This window comes from Bacteroidales bacterium (genome assembly GCA_022647615.1).
Taxonomy (GTDB): domain Bacteria; phylum Bacteroidota; class Bacteroidia; order Bacteroidales; family UBA932; genus Egerieousia.
This window is the reverse complement of the sequence record JALCKZ010000001.1, coordinates 113,219-129,503: the sequence shown is the minus strand read 5'-3', so window position 1 is coordinate 129,503 and position 16,285 is coordinate 113,219. Positions and strand designations below refer to the sequence as shown.

Genomic DNA, 16,285 nt, shown 5'->3' with positions numbered 1-16,285 from the left:
ATCAAAAGAAAAAGATCAGATAAACAAATCGGGGTTTGTGAACATCATTGGAAATCCCAATGTTGGCAAATCTACGCTGATGAATGTTCTTGTGGGTGAGAAGCTCTCTATTGTTACTGCAAAAGCGCAGACAACGCGCCACAGGATAATGGGGATTGTTAACGGCAAGGATTATCAAATTGTTTTTTCTGATACGCCGGGAATACTTAAACCCTCTTATGAACTGCAGGAAGCAATGATGCAGTTTGTGGATTCGGCTATCGGAGATGCTGATATAATTATCTACGTTACAGATGTTTATGAAAAATCGGAAAAGAATGAAGAGTATGTTAAAAAACTTAACCTGCTCTCCGTTCCTGTTCTGATTGTTGTTAACAAGATTGATAAAACAGAACCTGCCGTTGTAGATGCGCTGGTAGAAAAATGGCATCGTCTTGTACCAAAGGCGGAGATACTTCCTATCTCTGCGCTTAATAAATTCAATACGGATATTCTGCTTAAAAAAATTGTTTCCATCTTGCCGCAGCAGCATGCATGGTATGACCGTGATGTGTTCACCGACAGAAATTTACGTTTCTTTGCCTCTGAAATTTTAAGAGAAAAAATTTTGGAAAATTACACTAAGGAAATTCCTTATTGCGCAGAGGTTGTGATTGATTCTTTTAAGGAAGAGGAGAAGATTTATTCCATTGAGGCAATTATAAATGTTGTGCGGGAATCTCAGAAAGGAATTATAATAGGCAAAGGGGGAGCGGCTTTGAAAAAAGTTGGTACTCAGGCCCGTAAAGAGATGGAAAAATTCTTTGACAAAAAAGTTTTCTTAAAGATTTTTGTTAAGGTGGACCCTGCGTGGAGAGAGAATAAGCAGGAGCTTAAGAAGTTTGGGTATTTGTTCTGAAAATTTTCAAAAGCAGCCATGAACCGGCTGTAAAAACTAGTCCGGCGCTAATAGCAAGTACTATGCTCCCGATAAGGTATTGCATTAGGTATGAGTACATTACCTTGCCGTCAATCTGAGCTAAATCAATAAACGTTGGTTTGCCGCTTACCCATCCTCCAACAACAATGCTTGCAAGGATGACAAATGGAAGGATAGGGGGAAGCGTAATTAGTGTGAAGGCCATTACAATTACCGGATTCAGTTTCATGAAGTGTGCGGTAATTCCTGCAAAAATCAGCTGCAGCCCCCACAAAGGAATGCAGCCGCAGAACACTCCATAACCAATTGATATTGCGATTACTGCATTTGATTGAGTAGAATGGGTTACATTATCGTGAATAAACTTTTTAGCATTCTCCTTTGTGAAGTATGAGAAAAAATTATTGCTCTTCTTTTGAGGGTGTTGCTCTACTTTATCATGCTGTTTTTCAGTCTGCTGTTCAATATTTTTTTGCTCTTCCGGCATCACATTGGATGAATTAAATCACCGCAAGTTAGCAAAGATTAACAAACAGCGCTATTGTGCGTTTATTTCAATTTAAAGATGTATGTGATTGTGCCGGTCTGAACTGCAGCGGCTGAGGAGCTTACATTAAAGCGCGCCTTTAGCGCAGCACTTTTTGCGGCGGCCCAAAGAGTTGGATCGGAGACGGTAGTTCCGCTTTGTCCCGGAATTGCATTGGTGACTTTTCCATATTGGTCCACCATTATTTTAACTACTACAACTCCCTCTTTATTAACTGTATATGCAGGCTTAGGCAAGGAACCTACGGTGCTGCGTCCCTCCAGTCTTACAGATGGTTCTCCCCGCACGGCTCCCTTGTTAGTATTCCCCTCCGGATGTCCTGCCTTAAGAGCATTTGATACAACTCGCGCAGTTTGAGCTGCTTCCTCCTTTGAGTGATTGTCTTCAGATGTGAAAAGAGCGCGCCTGTCAATTTTTGTTTTACGTGCAGGTTCATATTTTGCAACATCTCCCTTATCTCCGTAAGTAGTTGCTACTCCTGAATTTTGCTTCTTGCCAACAACTTGAGCCTCAGATTTTTGCACCAGCTTTATCTCTTTATTAGGGTCTGCTTTTGGAGCGCGCGGCTCAGTTCCTCCATTCTTAAATTGCTCAACTGTAATCTCTTCCGTCGGGATTTCCAACAGGATTCCCTTCTCCGCAGGTGGCGGATAAACCATTTTAAATCCATTTACCCCAAGCACTAAAAACAGCAGCGCATGCACAACAATAGTGAGGCAAACACCAATTTGTTTACCCTGCTTGTCATATTTTTGCTGTTTCAGTGATTCTCTCATAAAATGCTAATCCTCAGGTGCTGTAGCAAGAATTACCTTATACTTATTGCGCTTTGCAATATTCATTAGTTCAACAACTTTCTCAATTGGGACACTTTGGTCCGCAAGAATTGTGAATGTTGGATCGTCCGTGTTTTGAAGCAGCGCCTGAAGCTCAACTTCTACCTGGTCAAAAGGAAGCGGCTGCAAATTTCCGTTTATGTGATAAGTATAAGTGTGCGTATCTTGGTGATCCTTAATTGATACGCTCACCTGCTGCTTAGAGGAAATCTGATTTGTGCTCTTTGGAAGCAGGAGCTTTAGCGCGTTTGGATTTATAAGTGTAGATGTAACAAGAAAGAAAATCAGCAGCAAAAAGACAATGTCTGTCATTGATGACATGCTGAATCCGGCTTCTACTTTACATCTTTGTTTAATTGCCATATTAATTTGTTAATTAACTAATTATGTACTAGTTCTATTTTTATCCCGACAGTTTTTTTGCTGTCGTTTTTTGTCCTGTTGCTATTTTGCAACGGTGCTATCACCAGGCTCATGAAGCAAATCCATGAACTCAATTGTGTTGCTCTGCAGCATGAATACCAAATCAGAAACCTTTGCTGTCAGGTAGTTATACCCAAAGAAAGCAAGAATACCAACTATCAAACCTGCAACGGTTGTAACCATGGCTGTGTAAATACCTCCTGATAACAGCGTGATATCTATATTGTTGCCGGCTTGTGACATATTAAAGAATGCCTGAACCATACCAAGTACGGTACCCAAAAATCCTATCATAGGTGCGCCTCCCGCAATTGAAGCGAGTCCCGGAAGACCTTTCTCCAACCTTGCAACTTCTATATTGCCAAGGTTTTCCACGGCTGCCTGTATATCTGTAAGCGGACGTCCCATCCTCTCTATGCCTTTCTCAATTAGACGTGAAACAGGCGTATCTTCTCTCTTGCACAGTGCAAGCGCAGACTTAATTTTCCCGTCGTGAATCAAATCCTTAATATCATTCATGAAATTAGGATTAACCTTTGATGCCTTTCTGATTGTATACCATTTTACACCAAAGATATAGATGGTCAAAATGGAGAGAATAAACAGAGGAATCATCAGCCATCCTCCCTTTATTGTCATGTCAATCAGGGACATAGAAGCTTGCTGTTTAACTGCGACAGTTTGAGCGGCCTGATCAATTGCCGCAGCTGTGTCTGCCTGTAATAGGAATGTTAATAATGTCATATTGTTTTACGTTTATAAATTTCTGTTTTCCACACCCACGCAACCCTTGCAAATATTATGCAAAAATCAAAGGTACAAATTCACAATGGAAAATTCACAAGGCAAAAATTTCCCACGGCTTTTCTTTCAATTGAAAATCCTCAACGCAAAAATTTCCCATGGCTTTTTTCAATGGGAAAAATTCCGCAAGGCAAAATTTTCTGCTCAGCAGATTTTTGCCCGCGCGGAGCGCGTGCCTCCTCGCGGCGGGAGCCGCGTAAACCACACATTACCAGCGCGCTTTGTGCGCTGGTAACTGCATGCGGAGCGTGCTTAACACAATTCCTTTTTTCCGAGCTGCTGTTTCATTCCCGCCACCCCCCCCCCTCCAGAAGTACGTGGATTTGGGTTTTTACCAAGTTGCAGATAATAAGCGCATTGCACGTTTGTGAAAATCAGGTTTTGATTTTTTCAATCCATGTATCTTGTTGTATATCTGTATTTTAATAAAAACCCAAATATAAGCTCTGCGAAGCGGTTTTTCGTTTCACACCTGGACGCGTAGAAATGTACTGTGCATACCACCTCTATAGGATGCGTGGAGAAGCACTTTGCCACCCCCTCCAGAACGCACAAAAAGGCAAAAATTACCCTATCTGACTATCAGTAAGTTACGGCGTTTTTATCCCCTCAAAAATCGTAGACCTTGCAATTAACACATTATCAATAGATTAACTTTTTGCCTTTCTGTGCGTTCTTAAGCGGTAGCATCTTCACGCAGCCTGCTGTGCAGTCTGCGAGTTGCCAGCATACAAAGCATGCTGGCAATTAGTGGTTTACGTGGCTGCCGCCACGAGGAGGCAGCGCGCCACGTGGCGCGCGGGCAAAAAAATAACGGGCGAAAAGAGCCCGTTATTTTTTATGCCTTGTTATCATTACCCGGGATTGAGAATCGTAGGATTATTCTATCGGATATGGATAGCGTATCTCTGTAAGGAATAGGGCATTGCCGGGGACGGAGTAACCGGCGGCGCATCTGTCTTTGCGGGCAAGCATCTCTGCAATCCACTCCGGTTTGCGTTTGCCGCTGCCAACTTCCAAAAGTGAACCTACCATTGCTCTGACCATATTGCGCAGGAATCTGTTTGATGTAACAGTGAATACATATATATCTGTTGCACAGGGTATTATAAAAGCTGCGCCGCCGGTTTCTGCTGCTGCGCCACCGGTTCCTGCCGCTGCGCCGCGGGTTCCTGCCGCTGTGCTGCCGGCTTGACGTTCCCAGCAGGCGGCGGTTACGTTGCAGATGGCATTTTGCGCTCCGCTGTGCAGTTTTTCCAGGCTGGTAAAATCTTGCTCTCCAAGGAAGTACTTTGCCGCCTTATTCATAGCTTCAAAATCCAGCTGCCCGGGTCTGTAAAAGTATGTAAAAGCTGAGTTAAACGGTTCTTTTTCAAGCGTTAAGAAGTATTTGTAGGTCCTGCTCACCGCATCAAATCTTGCATGAGCGGAGGCGGGCATTTTAAAAATGTTCTTTACTACTATTTCTTTGGGCAGAATGGCATTTATTTTGTAAAGAAACTCAGCCGGGTTTTTACCAATAGATGAAATTTCCGTATGGGCTATATAGTTGACGGCGTTGACTCCGCTGTCTGTTCTTCCCGCACCGGTAATTTCAATCTTCTCTTTTAGGAGAGTGGAGAAAGCCTTTTGAAGTTCCTCCTGAACGCTGTTTGCGTTTTTTTGAATTTGCCAGCCGCTGAAGGGGGCGCCGTTATATGAAAGACGGATAAAATATTTCATAAAGCTGTCGGGAGGAAAAATATTTTTATCCCGACAGGGCAAAGATAGAGAGAAAAAATAGACAAAAAATAATTTTATATGGAGAGTGTAAACATTAAGGAACTGAATGACAGAATTCAGAAAGAGAGTGCCTTTGTGGACATTATCACAATGGAGATGAACAAGGTGATTGTGGGGCAGAAGCACTTGGTTGAGGATTTGATGATTGGTCTTCTTGCAGACGGACATTTGCTGCTGGAAGGAATGCCCGGATTGGCAAAAACTTTGGCTATCAGCACATTGGCTGATATCATTGATGCAAAGTTTAATAGGATTCAATTTACTCCGGATTTGTTGCCGGCAGATATTGTGGGCACAATGATTTACAGTCAGAAGAGCGAGCAGTTCCAGGTTAAGCAGGGTCCCGTATTTGCAAACTTTGTTCTTGCGGATGAAATTAACCGTTCACCTGCAAAGGTTCAGTCCGCATTGCTGGAGGCCATGCAGGAGAGGGAGGTTACAATTGGCGACCAGACTTACAAATTGCCAGATCCGTTCTTGGTTATGGCTACGCAAAACCCTATAGAGCAGGAGGGTACATATCCTCTTCCTGAGGCTCAGATGGACCGTTTCATGCTGAAGGTAATTGTTAATTATCCTAAGAAAGATGAGGAGAAGATGATTATCAGAATGCACAATGCCCAGCAGTTCCCTAAGGCAAGTACAGTTTTGAAGCCGGAAGATATCATCCGTGCAAGAAGCGTTGTTAAAGATGTTTACATGGATGAGAAGATTGAAAAATACATTGTAGATATAGTTTATGCAACAAGAACTCCGCAGGAATACGGACTTGGCAAACTTAAGAATTTGATTCAGTACGGAGCTTCTCCGCGTGCAAGTATCTCACTTGCAAAGGCTGCCAAGGCTTATGCATTTATCAAGAGAAGAGGTTATGTTATTCCGGAGGATGTCCGCGCCGTTTGCTATGAGGTTATGAGACACAGAATTGGTCTTACTTATGAGGCTGAGGCAGAGAATATTACACCGGAGAATATAATTACTGATGTTGTTAATGTTGTTGAAGTTCCTTAATAGAATTTTTGTGTTGGAGAGCAAGTAAATGGATACAGATTTACTAAGTAAAGTAAGGAAGATAGAGATAAGAACCAGATCTCTTTCTCATCAGATATTTGCGGGTGAGTATCACTCTGCATTTAAAGGGAGAGGTATGGCATTCAGCGAGGTGCGCGAGTATCAGTTTGGAGATGATGTGCGCAGTATGGACTGGAATGTAACTGCCAGGTTGCGTTCGCCTTACATCAAAGTGTATGAGGAGGAGAGGGAGCTCACGGTTGTGCTGCTGATTGATGTCAGTTCTTCCGGAATTTTTGGAACAACGGAAAAAAGCAAAAGAGATTTGGCAGCGGAAATTGCTGCAGTTCTCTCATTTTCAGCCTCTATCAACAATGATAAAGTTGGGGCGCTGTTTTTCTCCTCCAAGGTTGAGAAGTTCATTCCTCCAAAGAAGGGGAGAAGTCATCTTTTAAGAATTATAAGCGAATTGCTTGAATTTAAGCCAACTGCGCAGGGGACAAATATTTCAGAGGCGCTGAGGTTTTTGACAAATGCAATAAAGAAAAAGTGTACTGCCTTTGTCCTGACGGATTTGTATGATGTTGACAAAGATTGCAGACCTAACTATGAGGAGGCTCTTAAGATTGCGGTTAACCGCCATGATATCTCTTTCATAAATGTCTATGACCCAAGGGAAAGAGAGATTCCTAATGTGGGTTTTGTGAGAGTGAGAGATGCTGAGAGCGGGAGAGAAAGCTGGGTTGATACGGCAAGCATTTATGTGAGAGATTACTATTCTCAATGGGGACAGGAAGTTTTAAAACAGGCGCAGCAGCTTTTCAACAAGTACCGCGTAGATTCTGTAAGCATTTGTACCAATGAGGATTATGTGAAGAGTTTGATAAAGTTTTTTAAGCAGAGATGAGAGGTTTTAAGCATATACTTTTAATTGTCGGCTGTGTTGCTGCTCTTGCTGCGTGCGGACATGCAAATAAATCTGAGAAGAAAGACGTGAAGAATCCGACGCTTTCCCGCGACTCTATTTTAATTGGAGACCAGGTAGTTATGAGCGCTGATTTTTCAGTTCCCGACAAAGCTCCAATTCAGGTGATACCTTATGCTCAGACACTTGCAGCTGTTTCTGCCGGAGCGCAGGGAGGAGAGGAAATGCCTCAGGATTCTGCCGCTGCAACGCAGATAGCTCAGCCGCAGCAAGTTGCAATGCCAGCGCAAGCTGCGCAAATGCCGCAGAGTACCGGCCTTCCGGATTCAACTTCTGCATCTATGGTCGCGCAACCGGGACCTTCACAAATGGTTCAGCCCGCTCAGGCTGGTACCGTAGAAGTTGTTCAGGATTTTGTTATTGATACGCTCTCCTTCAAAGACGGAGTGCGCAAATTGCGTGCAAAAGCTATTATAACTTCCTTTGACAGCGGATATTACAAACTTCCTGCTCCCGTGATTCTTATGGGTAACAAGAAGGGTCAGATAGATACGGTAAAGCTGAGCGAGAATGAGCTTGCCGTTAGTACGATTCCTGTGGATACAGCCTCCTTCAAACCTTATCAGCTTGGAGTAAAGGATTCACAAATGAAGTATCCAATTACTTTCAGAGATTTTATCCCTTGGATTCTTTTGCTTTTGCTGCTTGCTGCAATTGCTTATTGCATAACAAGATACTTTAAACTTAAGGCGCAGAACAAAGACTTCTTCGGAAGAAGCAAAATTAAAATTCCGCCTCACGTTATAGCTCTTAAGAAACTGGAAAAATTAAGAGATGAGAAGCTATGGCAGAGCGGGAAAGAGAAGCAATACTTCACCGGAATTACAGATACTTTAAGAGAGTATATTCAGAAGCGTTATGGTTTCGGAGCAATGGAGAAGACCTCTACTGAAATCATGGAGAGTCTGCAGGACAAGAAGATAGAAGAGAAAACTTATAATAATCTTGGGGAGATGTTTAAGGTTGCGGATCTTGTAAAGTTTGCAAAATATTCTCCGCTTCCGGATGAGAATGAGAATGCAATTCCTGCCGCAGAAAACTTTGTGAACTTTGCATACATGCAAGAGCTGAAGGAACAAGAAGAAAGGGCTGAAGCTGCTGCAAAGAAGCAAGCTGATAAAGCTGCTAGGACTGCTGCTGACCAGGCGGCCAAGAGTGCTGATAATAAACAGAATACAAAAAAGACAGATGGACCTGTCGGGAATAAAAAGGAGGAGGAGAAATAATGTTTTTTGAGTATCCAAAATTATTGTGGCTTCTGCTGATTTTAATCCCTGTAATATTCCTGTATATTTGGAGAGAGATTAAGGGGAAGGAGCCTTATTTGCTGGTTCCTACAATTACTCCGTGGAAATATAACGCCGGAGTTTTTCAGAAGATTTTAAAGCATGTTCCGTTTGTCTTAAGGTGCGTTGCAATTTCATTTTTAATCCTTGCAATTGCGCGTCCGCGCTCCTCTTCAAAGCTGGAGAAGGTAAGCACGGAAGGCATTGATATTGTGCTGGATATGGATGTGTCAACCAGTATGCTCGCGATGGATTTTAAACCTGATAGGATTTCTGCCGCAAAGCAGATTGCGATACAATTTATTTCTCAGCGTCCTGCGGACAGAATGGGAATTGTGGTTTTTGCCGGAGAGAGTTATACTCAATCTCCTCTTACTACGGACCGTGCATCTCTTATTAATTTGATGAAGGAGATTAATTGTGATGAGATAGAGGATGGTACGGCAATAGGAAACGGACTTGCAACTGCGGTTGCAAGATTGAAAGATTCTCCCGCAAAGAGCCGCGTGATTATTTTGCTGACAGATGGTGTGAATAACACCGGAGAGATTTCTCCGCAGATGGCGGCGGAAATTGCAAGAACTTATGGCATAAGAGTTTATACTATAGGCGTTGGTGCAATGGGAGTTGCGCCGTATCCGTTTATGACTCCTTACGGAGTACAAGTTCAGGATATGAAAGTTGAGATTGATGAACCTCTTTTGCAAGGTATTGCAAAGGAGACTGGCGGAAAATATTTCAGGGCGACAGACAATACAAAGCTGATGGAAATTTATCATGAGATTAACAAGATGGAGAAGAGCAAAACCATCGTGAACTCATTCCCTAAATACAGAGAGCTTTATATGGCCTTTGCGCTTATAGCTTTCCTGGCCGTTGCGCTTGAGATAATTATGAGGTTGTTTGTTACTAAACATTTACCTGATTAGGAGGAGGAGATATGTTACATTTTGCACAACCGTTATATTTGTTTTTAATATTTGTTATTCCTCTATTCTACTTATTTTATGCACTTTACAGAAGAGGAAGAAACAAGAGAATTGCAAAGTTCGGAACTCCGGAGCTGGTAGACAAATTGATGCCGGAGAGGTCAAAGTCTATAGGGTGGGTTAAACTTACCTGCTTCTCTTTGGCGTGGCTGTTTTTAATGCTGGGTCTTGCAAGGCCTCAGATTGGAGCAAAGCTTAAGGAGAGCGATGATAAAGGTTCAGAGATTATGATAGCGCTGGATGTCTCAAATTCCATGCTTGCTCGTGATTATTCTCCAAACCGTTTGGAGAGGGCAAAGATGGATATTGCCCATCTTGTAAATAGGCTTCACAATGACCGCATAGGTCTGGTTGTATTTGCAGGACAATCTTTTGTACAACTCCCAATTACAGCAGATTATGTCTCCGCAACCGCTTTTTTGAACAGCATAAATACGTCATCTGTCCCAATTCAGGGAACTGCAATTGGAGATGCCATTGAGACTTGCGCAAAGAGTTTTTCAGAAGAGGGAATGGCAGGCAAAGATAATAAGGCAATTATTGTGATCACCGACGGTGAAAACCATGAGGATGATGCAGTTGCTGCCGCACAGTCTGCTCGCGAGGCGGGAATCAGAGTTTATTGCATAGGTGTTGGAACACCTCAGGGTCAGCCGATTCCGATGGCCGGCGGCGGACTTATGAAGGACAAGCAGGGAAATATTGTTGTCACAAAGCTGGACGAGACTGGTTTGCAGGAGATTGCAAAGGCGGGTGATGGAGCGTATGTTAAGGCGGGAGATGCCGAGTTTGGTCTGGATGTGATACTTGATAAAATTAGAGAGTTAAGCAAGCAGAGTTACAAAGCCCTTGCATTTGAGGAGTATGATGAGCAGTTTATGTACTTCCTTGCAATAGCTCTTGCGTTTTTGCTGCTGGAATTTTTAATAGGAAACAGAAAGTTGGGAAAGAGAATTTTTATGTTTGCGGTGCTATTTTTAATGATTGGCACTCAGGGTTTTGCGCAGAGAGATAAAAAACAGGTCGGCAACGGAAACAGATATTTTGGAAAGAGCAAATTCAAACAGGCGGAGGTTGAATACCGCAAAGGTTTGCTAAGAGATTCCATGTCTGTTGTGGGGCGTGCTAATCTTGCAAATACCCTGTACAGATTGAAAGATGCTGATAACGCCACTAAGATGTTTGAGGCTACGGCAGATACCGTGAGCAAGATTCCGTTCAAAATGAATTGGAACGGCAGCGGCAAAACTATCGTGAAGAAAAAATACACTAAGAAAGACATGGGCAAGCCAAATAACTTGTCAAAGTTTTTCTTTAATGCCGGCAATAACTATATGGCTCAGAAGCAGTATGACAAGGCGGCTGAAATGTTCAAGCAATCTCTTGTCAGGAATCCTTCCGATATGATGGCCAAGGCAAACTATGCTTATGCCAAGAAGATGGCTCAGAATCAGCAGAATCAGAACAAGGATAATAACAAGAACAATAAGGACAATAAAGACAAGAATAATAACAATCAGAACCAAAATCAGAATCAGAATCAGAACCAAAATAATCAGAACAAGAATAATCAGGGAAACAATAACCAAAATCAAAATCAGAACAATAACAATCAAAACAAGAATAACCAGAACCAAAATCAGAATAATCAAAACAACCAGAATAATCAGAACAAGCAGAATCCGCAGCAGCAGCCTCAGGGTGGCGGCCAGCAGCCAAAGATGAGCCAGCAGAATGCTCAGCAAATGCTGCAAGCCATTCAGGATAAGGAGAATCAGACGCAGCAGAAAGTGCAGAAGGCGCGTGCGGCTGCAGCAAAGTCCAGGCAGAAGGAGAAGAACTGGTAGAATTTTGATATCTGTTTAATAGGTAATTAAGGGTAAGATTTAATAAATTTGCAAGCTGAATATGCTTAAGAGAAGTTTAAAAATATTTTTCACGATAGTTGCCGTGTTTGCCGCAACACTCTATGTTACAGCTTTTTCTAGTGTTAAGGCTGCTGCTCAGGGTTTTGTTGTAAATGCTCCAAGAGTAGTTGGGCAGAATGAAGAATTTACAATTTCTTTTTCAGCAAACGGAGATATAGATAGTTTTCAGGCACCTTCAATTTCCGGTGCGTCTGTCTTGGCCGGACCTTCCAAGTCCAGCTATAGTTCCATGCAGATTATCAATGGCAGACGTTCTGATTCTCATGAGGTTACATACACTTATGTTTTGCAGGCGGGGAGTTCCGGAACCGTAAGAATTTCTTCTGCATCTGCAAACGTGGGCGGCAGGACATTTTCTACCCGTCCGGTAAATATCAGCATAGTTGCCGGCGCCTCATCTCAGAGCAGTGCAAGGCAATCAAGCGGATACAGCGGCGGCGGAAGACAGCAGGCTGATGATGATGAGGGTTATTCAACCCCAATCCCTTCCGGCAAAGCCGACGTGTTCATGCGCCTTAATCTTAACAAGACAAAAGTAGTTAAGGGTGAGCCAATTATAGCAACTCTTAAAATTTATACACGTTCTAATATTACAGGTTTTGAGGATATAAAATTCCCTGTATTCAATGGCTTCTGGAGCCAGGAAATTGAGACGCCTCAAAATATTAATTTTACAAGAGAGAGGATAGGTAACCAGATTTATTCCTCCGCAGTTTTAAGGAAATATATGTTGCTTCCGCAGCAAACAGGGAAACTTACCATCAATCCTGCTGAACTTGTTTGTCAGGTTCAGGTTGTATCCAGCCCACGCAGAAGCAGGAGCATGTTTGACGATTTCTTTGATAATGACGCTTATTCTCTTGTTAAAAAGAAAGTTACCACCGGACGCGCAACTATCTTTGTGTCACCTCTTCCGGGCAATGCTCCCGCAAGTTACGGAGGCGGCGTCGGAAAATTTGCAATGAGCGCCCGCCTTACCCGCCAGGATATTAAATCCAATGAAGCAGCCTCTTTGATAATTGATGTTACCGGCAGCGGAAACCTTAATTTAATATCTGCGCCAAACGTAACGCTTCCGTCAGATTTTGAGAAGTATGACGTTAAGACAACAAATAGTTTTACAAACGGAGCAGAAGGTGCCAGCGGAAAAAAGACATTTGAATTTCCTTTCATCCCAAGGAGCGAGGGGAAGTTTACAATTCCGCAAATTGAGTACTCATATTATGATATAAGCCAGCGCAGATATGTAACTCTTCATGCCGGTCCGATAGAGGTTAATGTAACCAAGGGCACGGCCGGCAACAGTACATATATCGCCGCTTCTAATCAGCAGCAAGTAAGCAATATAGGAGAAGATATCCGTTATATTGCAAACGGTTCTCCTCGGCTTGCAAAGAAGGGAAGTTCTCTTATCGGAAGCTGGCTGTTTTACTTAATTCTGGTTTTAATTCTTGGGGCATTCTACGGATTGTACAGGTATTTGAAGAATCTGGTTGCAATCAACGGAGATATTTTGAGAAGCAAGAATAAGAGAGCTAACAAGGTTGCAAAGAGCAGATTAAAACTTGCGCAAACTTATCTTGGACAGAATAAAGTTCAGGAATTTTATGAGGAGCTTCATAAGGCGCTGCTTGGGTATATCAGTGATAAACTTTCTATACAATTTGCTGATATGCAGAGAGATACGATTGAATCTACATTAAAGGAGAAGCAGGTTGGAGAGGATGAAATTACCGGCTTCATGAAGTTGCTGGATGATTGCGAGATGGTGCGCTATTCTCCGGAAGGTGCGGCCGGCGCAATGGACGCTCAGTATGAGAACGGCGTAAAGATAATTTCAGATTTGGAGAACAAATTAAAGTAACTGTCGGGAGGAAAAAAATGAAAAAATTATTTACAACATTTTGCTTCATACTAAGTTTTATTTTTATCGCGACAGCTTCTTTTGCCGCAAAAGCTAATGAAGATGTTAATTCATTGTGGGCCAAGGGAAATGAGGCATACTCCATGGGCGAGTTTAACAATGCCATTGAGTGTTATTCCAAGATAGAAAAGCAAGGACTTGTCTCCGCTGCGTTGTACTACAACATGGGCAATGCATACTACAGATTGAAGGAGAACGGCAAGGCAATTCTTTATTATGAAAGGACGTTGAAAGTGGATCCTGCAAATTCAGATGCAAGAATTAATTTGCAGTTTGCAGGTGCCCAGACTTTGGATAAGATAGAGGAGGTTCCTGATTTTATATTTGTGACTTGGATAAAGAATGTCCGCAATTCATTGTCTTCCAACGGATGGGCAACATTGGCATTGGTTCTGATTGGAGTAACTTTGCTGTTTTTGCTTGCATTCAAATTTGTTGGTAGAAGACGTGCAAAGAAAATTTATTTTATAATCTCCTGCTGCGTGTTTTTCTTTACAGTTATATCATTTTTGTTTGCCGTTAATTTGGCGGTCCGTGCAAACAGCTCAGACTCAGCCATTGTAATGAACAACATTGGCAATGTAAAGAGCGCCCCAAATACAACAGGAAATAGCATCTTTGTCCTTCATCAGGGGACCAAACTAAAAATCTTGGAGAAAGCAGAGGGCTGGGACCGCATTCAAATCAAAGACGGCCGCCAGGGCTGGATTGAGACCAGCGATATTGAGGTAATCTAATTCTAATTTTGAAGTGATGAGAAGGATTTTAATCATCGCTGCGACATTGCTGATGTGCATAAGCATGCTAATGGTCGCGAGCGCGCAATTATCTTTTGCACAGAAAGTTAATGAGGAGGTTGGCGCGCGCGTTAAAAACGGCGCATGCATGGGAGCTGTGATTCCTGCAAAAAAAGACGGTACTCTAAAGTTTGCGGTAATGTCGGACGTTCACATATCAATTGGCACCCCAAGTGTTGAGGGAACTGCAGCGTGCGTGGAAGATATTAACAAAAACAATGATATTCAATTTGTTATAATATCAGGCGATATTGCAAACTTTGGCGCGGACGATGAACTTGCATGCGCAAAAAATATTTTTGACAAACTGAACAAGCCATGGTTTATTGTTGCGGGCAATCATGACGCCACCTGGTCCGAGAGCGGAACTAACTCATTTGCAAAGGCTTTTGGATATGAAAGATTTTCATTTGATGCGGGCGGAATTAAATTTTTGGGAACTCAGTGCGGACCAAATGTGAGAATGGCTCCGGCTCTGATTCCAAGAGAGAGCATGTTGTGGCTGGACTCATGCATCAATGCATTACCTGGTAATCAGCCATTTGTATTTGTTAATCATTATCCGCTGGATAGCTCATTGCTTAAATATGATGAAGTTTTAAATCTGCTAAAAAAGAAAAATATTCAGTTCTCAATTAACGGTCACTGGCATACAGATAATGCAATGGATTATGAGGGAATCCCGGGTGCAATAGTCCGTTCAACCCTTGCAACCAAAAAAGGAGACATTGGATATGTAATTGTAAATGTGGATGGTGCAACGGTTACATTTAGCGACAAAATTGTCGGCAAAAGTGTGCGCAATCCATGGTTTACAATTAGAATGAGCAACGGCGTTCCCTACAATAAGGAGATAAAATATGAGCATCCTCAAAATACGATGAACTCCAGATACCCGCAAATCAAAGAGTTATGGAGAGTGGAAAATTCCGCGGACATTGGCTGCGCCGCAGCAATATGGAGACCGGGGGAAGCACCGGTTCAGCCAAATGAGGGGGCAAACACATTGCCTGCCGTGAGCAATAAAGTTAAGAGCGGAGATATTGTAATCTATGCAGATGAGGCGGGATATATTTACGGATTGAATGCCGTAACAGGCTCAAAACTATGGAGCTACAGAACGGAAGGAAAAATATTCTCTTCCCCGGCTGTTGCAAATCTTAGCGGCGGCAAAGAGGAAGGCATTGTAGTTATCGGAAGTACAGACAATTACATATATGCGCTAAAAGCAAAGACTGGCAAGCTGATTTGGAAATTCAAATGCAGGAAGTCAGTCCTTGGCACTGCAAATATCTACAACGGAAGAGTTTACATAGGAGCATCAGACGGCTCTATGCGCGCGCTTAATTTGAAGAGCGGCAAGTTAATTTGGGAAAACAATGAAGTGAAAGGATTTATGGAGGCTCGCCCTTACGTTGACAATGAGCAGGTTGTGATTGGAGACTGGGCAACAAACCTTTACTCTTTCAATCCAAAGAACGGCAAAACTCAATGGATTTGGTCAACAAAAAAATCCAGCATGATGCTATCTCCAGCAGAAGTATGGCCTGTGAAATCAGAGGGCAAGATTATTTTTGTTACTCCAGAAAGAATTAATTACCAGATAGATGCAAAGACAGGTGAGCTCTTTGCAAAAAGCTACGGCGGCCGCGAGTCAATAGGACTTTCACCTGACGGAAAATATTATTTCATTAAAAACATGAAAGATACTGTCCGCGCATACAAGACCGGGGAGATGTCTACCAGCAACCCGCAAATGCAGCAAGAAAAAACAGGCATCCCCGTAAAGTGGCAGACAATAACCGATTACGGATATGAGATAGCCCCTACCCCTGTAACATGTTCTGTCGGGAACGGAAAAAATAATGAGGGCATTGCTTTTATCCCCACGGATAAAGGGAATATCTATGCTCTTAACATTGAGGACGGTTCAATTGCATGGGAGCGCCACGTTGCGGGAGCGCTAATTAATTACATTCTGCCAATTGGACGGAATCAGCTGCTGGTCAGCACAATGGATGGAGTTGTTACTTTGCTGGAATATTGATTTCCAA

At 42.6% G+C, this 16,285-nt stretch carries 15 protein-coding genes; 10 read left to right on the top strand and 5 right to left on the bottom strand.

All coding sequences use genetic code 11. The features are described 5' to 3' along the window. The first annotated feature begins 19 nt into the window (after nucleotides 1–19). Nucleotides 20–898 (top strand): GTPase Era, encoded by an 879-nt coding sequence (gene era / locus LKM37_00585; GenBank protein ID MCI1719524.1) that lies wholly within the window; start codon nucleotides 20–22, stop codon nucleotides 896–898. Here era and LKM37_00580 read toward each other — a convergent pair. The 4 genes from LKM37_00580 to LKM37_00565 form a co-directional block, all read right to left on the bottom strand. Then, nucleotides 873–1,406, bottom strand: a complete 534-nt coding sequence (locus LKM37_00580; protein MCI1719523.1) for a DUF2062 domain-containing protein — start codon at nucleotides 1,404–1,406, stop codon at nucleotides 873–875. The two genes, era and LKM37_00580, sit on opposite strands and share 26 nt — an antisense overlap. Nucleotides 1,407–1,468: 62 nt before the next feature. Continuing rightward, nucleotides 1,469–2,242 carry a TonB family protein gene (locus LKM37_00575; GenBank protein MCI1719522.1) on the bottom strand — a complete coding sequence of 258 codons (774 nt, stop codon included), beginning with the start codon at nucleotides 2,240–2,242 and terminating at the stop codon, nucleotides 1,469–1,471. A gap of 6 nt (nucleotides 2,243–2,248) precedes the next feature. Further along, a complete protein-coding gene (locus LKM37_00570) occupies nucleotides 2,249–2,665 on the bottom strand; it encodes a biopolymer transporter ExbD (GenBank protein MCI1719521.1) in 417 nt (138 codons plus the stop codon). 81 nt (nucleotides 2,666–2,746) lie between these two features. After that, nucleotides 2,747–3,379 carry a MotA/TolQ/ExbB proton channel family protein gene (locus LKM37_00565; GenBank protein ID MCI1719520.1) on the bottom strand — a complete coding sequence of 211 codons (633 nt, stop codon included), beginning with the start codon at nucleotides 3,377–3,379 and terminating at the stop codon, nucleotides 2,747–2,749. A 175-nt stretch (nucleotides 3,380–3,554) separates the two neighbouring features. On the opposite strand from LKM37_00565, the gene LKM37_00560 reads away from it, so the two are divergent. Further along, nucleotides 3,555–3,764, top strand: coding sequence for a hypothetical protein (locus LKM37_00560; GenBank protein MCI1719519.1), 210 nt, complete (start codon nucleotides 3,555–3,557; stop codon nucleotides 3,762–3,764). A gap of 644 nt (nucleotides 3,765–4,408) precedes the next feature. Here the strand turns inward: LKM37_00560 and LKM37_00555 are convergent. Next, a complete protein-coding gene (locus LKM37_00555; GenBank protein ID MCI1719518.1) occupies nucleotides 4,409–5,251 on the bottom strand; it encodes a tRNA pseudouridine(38-40) synthase TruA in 843 nt (280 codons plus the stop codon). 78 nt (nucleotides 5,252–5,329) lie between these two features. Here LKM37_00555 and LKM37_00550 point away from each other — a divergent pair, with 78 nt between their 5' ends. The 8 genes from LKM37_00550 to LKM37_00515 all read left to right on the top strand — a co-directional run bounded on the left by LKM37_00550 (nucleotide 5,330) and on the right by LKM37_00515 (nucleotide 16,278). Continuing rightward, nucleotides 5,330–6,322, top strand: a complete 993-nt coding sequence (locus tag LKM37_00550) for an AAA family ATPase (GenBank protein ID MCI1719517.1) — start codon at nucleotides 5,330–5,332, stop codon at nucleotides 6,320–6,322. Between the two features lie 28 nt (nucleotides 6,323–6,350). Then, on the top strand, nucleotides 6,351–7,229 hold the full coding sequence (locus tag LKM37_00545) for a DUF58 domain-containing protein (GenBank protein ID MCI1719516.1): 879 nt from the start codon (nucleotides 6,351–6,353) through the stop codon (nucleotides 7,227–7,229). Beyond that, nucleotides 7,226–8,533: a hypothetical protein gene (locus LKM37_00540; GenBank protein ID MCI1719515.1), complete on the top strand. Its 1,308-nt coding sequence runs from the start codon at nucleotides 7,226–7,228 to the stop codon at nucleotides 8,531–8,533. Before LKM37_00545 ends, LKM37_00540 begins: the two co-directional genes overlap by 4 nt. Beyond that, nucleotides 8,533–9,522, top strand: coding sequence for a VWA domain-containing protein (locus LKM37_00535; protein MCI1719514.1), 990 nt, complete (start codon nucleotides 8,533–8,535; stop codon nucleotides 9,520–9,522). Before LKM37_00540 ends, LKM37_00535 begins: the two co-directional genes overlap by 1 nt. A gap of 38 nt (nucleotides 9,523–9,560) precedes the next feature. Next, the gene (locus LKM37_00530; GenBank protein ID MCI1719513.1) at nucleotides 9,561–11,429 is read left to right on the top strand and encodes a VWA domain-containing protein; all 1,869 of its coding nucleotides are present in this window, start codon (nucleotides 9,561–9,563) and stop codon (nucleotides 11,427–11,429) included. A 61-nt stretch (nucleotides 11,430–11,490) separates the two neighbouring features. Then, the gene (locus LKM37_00525; GenBank protein ID MCI1719512.1) at nucleotides 11,491–13,374 is read left to right on the top strand and encodes a BatD family protein; all 1,884 of its coding nucleotides are present in this window, start codon (nucleotides 11,491–11,493) and stop codon (nucleotides 13,372–13,374) included. 17 nt (nucleotides 13,375–13,391) lie between these two features. Next, a complete protein-coding gene (locus tag LKM37_00520) occupies nucleotides 13,392–14,171 on the top strand; it encodes a tetratricopeptide repeat protein (protein MCI1719511.1) in 780 nt (259 codons plus the stop codon). 16 nt (nucleotides 14,172–14,187) lie between these two features. Next, on the top strand, nucleotides 14,188–16,278 hold the full coding sequence (locus tag LKM37_00515) for a PQQ-binding-like beta-propeller repeat protein (protein MCI1719510.1): 2,091 nt from the start codon (nucleotides 14,188–14,190) through the stop codon (nucleotides 16,276–16,278). Nucleotides 16,279–16,285: the final 7 nt, after the last annotated feature.

Excerpts from the sequence above, each read along its gene's own strand:
- LKM37_00525 (MCI1719512.1), top strand. The coding sequence starts at position 11,491 with ATGCTTAAGAGAAGTTTAAAAATATTTTTCACGATAGTTGCCGTGTTT.
- LKM37_00580 (MCI1719523.1), bottom strand. The coding sequence starts at position 1,406 with ATGCCGGAAGAGCAAAAAAATATTGAACAGCAGACTGAAAAACAGCAT.
- LKM37_00535 (MCI1719514.1), top strand. The coding sequence starts at position 8,533 with ATGTTTTTTGAGTATCCAAAATTATTGTGGCTTCTGCTGATTTTAATC.
- LKM37_00555 (MCI1719518.1), bottom strand. The coding sequence starts at position 5,251 with ATGAAATATTTTATCCGTCTTTCATATAACGGCGCCCCCTTCAGCGGC.
- LKM37_00565 (MCI1719520.1), bottom strand. The coding sequence starts at position 3,379 with ATGTCCCTGATTGACATGACAATAAAGGGAGGATGGCTGATGATTCCT.
- LKM37_00575 (MCI1719522.1), bottom strand. The coding sequence starts at position 2,242 with ATGAGAGAATCACTGAAACAGCAAAAATATGACAAGCAGGGTAAACAA.
- LKM37_00545 (MCI1719516.1), top strand. The coding sequence starts at position 6,351 with ATGGATACAGATTTACTAAGTAAAGTAAGGAAGATAGAGATAAGAACC.
- LKM37_00515 (MCI1719510.1), top strand. The coding sequence starts at position 14,188 with ATGAGAAGGATTTTAATCATCGCTGCGACATTGCTGATGTGCATAAGC.
- LKM37_00570 (MCI1719521.1), bottom strand. The coding sequence starts at position 2,665 with ATGGCAATTAAACAAAGATGTAAAGTAGAAGCCGGATTCAGCATGTCA.
- LKM37_00520 (MCI1719511.1), top strand. The coding sequence starts at position 13,392 with ATGAAAAAATTATTTACAACATTTTGCTTCATACTAAGTTTTATTTTT.
- LKM37_00550 (MCI1719517.1), top strand. The coding sequence starts at position 5,330 with ATGGAGAGTGTAAACATTAAGGAACTGAATGACAGAATTCAGAAAGAG.
- LKM37_00540 (MCI1719515.1), top strand. The coding sequence starts at position 7,226 with ATGAGAGGTTTTAAGCATATACTTTTAATTGTCGGCTGTGTTGCTGCT.
- LKM37_00560 (MCI1719519.1), top strand. The coding sequence starts at position 3,555 with ATGGAAAATTCACAAGGCAAAAATTTCCCACGGCTTTTCTTTCAATTG.